General features: G+C 49.1%; 1 protein-coding gene. It reads left to right on the forward strand.

The window, feature by feature from the left end; genetic code table 11:
* The first annotated feature begins 32 nt into the window (after positions 1-32).
* Positions 33-1,001: an IS110 family RNA-guided transposase gene (locus C5471_RS23285; protein WP_166296580.1), complete on the forward strand. Its 969-nt coding sequence runs from the start codon at positions 33-35 to the stop codon at positions 999-1,001.
* Positions 1,002-1,248 lie beyond the last annotated feature (247 nt).

Consider the following 1,248-nt stretch of genomic DNA (forward strand, 5'->3'; position numbering starts at 1 on the left):
CGTGTGATTTATTTTTTTAAGCGGTTATCATCATGAACACTATCGCACTGATTGGTATCGATCTCGGCAAGCATTCCTTTCATGTCCATTGTCAGGATCATTCGGGGAAAGCCCTGCTACGTAAAAAATTCACCCGAACTAAATTGATGGAATTCTTAGCTGGCTGCTCTCCGGCAACGGTGGTGATGGAAGCCTGTGCTGGCGCGCATTTCATGGCAAGGTGGATCGCTGATTTGGGGCACGAGGCCAAGCTGATTTCACCGCAGTTTGTTCGTCCCTTCGTCAAAAGTAACAAGAATGACTTTATTGATGCCGAAGCTATCTGTGAAGCCGCCTCACCCCCTTCAATGCGATTTGTTCAGCCCAGAACGGAAGCTCAGCAAGCCATGCGAGCCCTGCACCGTGTCCGGGAATCGCTGGTACGGGATAAAGTGAAAACCACCAACCAGATGCAGGCTTTCCTGCTTGAGTTTGGCATCAGTATGCCCAAGGGGATTGCCGTGATAAAACAGCTCTCCACTGTGTTGGATGAACATGAACTTCCCCCTTATCTGGTACAGGTATTACTGCGGTTACAGGCGCATTATCACTATCTGGTTAAACAAATCACCGAGATTGAAACCGCCCTGTCACAAGAGATTGCTCAGGATGATACCGGACAACGGCTGATGACGATCCCCGGCATTGGCCCCATCACGACGAGTGTGCTTTCCTCACAACTGGGCGATGGGAAGCAATACGCACGCAGCCGGGATTTTGCAGCCTCGATGGGATTGGTTCCCCGCCAGTACAGTACTGGGGGAAAGACAACCTTATTGGGGATCAGTAAACGGGGTAACAAGACACTCCGGCAACTGTTAGTGCTATGTGCCCGAACGTTCATACTGCATATCGAGCATAAAAAGGGCAAACTGGCTGACTGGGTTCAGCAGCAACTTGAACGAAAGCATTCTAATATTGTGGCCTGTGCGTTGGCTAATAAACTCGCCCGGATAGCGTGAGCTATTACGACACAACACACGGTATTTGTTGCCTGAAACTGACGTCATTGTGAATCTATTTAACTATTACCCTACTGGTTTTTCGAAGACTGATAATTGATGACATGAACGGCCTACCGGCCTGATGAGAAACCTAGCATAAAAATTGGCTCCTTGAAGCCGACACACTTTTAAGGTTCATCAGGCGCGGAACTCATCGAGGCGGAGGTTCCTTACCTACAGTGACGCCGGATAGATTTAAGCAAGC

It is taken from the genome of Photorhabdus tasmaniensis (assembly GCF_011189505.1).
GTDB classification, from domain to species: domain Bacteria; phylum Pseudomonadota; class Gammaproteobacteria; order Enterobacterales; family Enterobacteriaceae; genus Photorhabdus; species Photorhabdus tasmaniensis.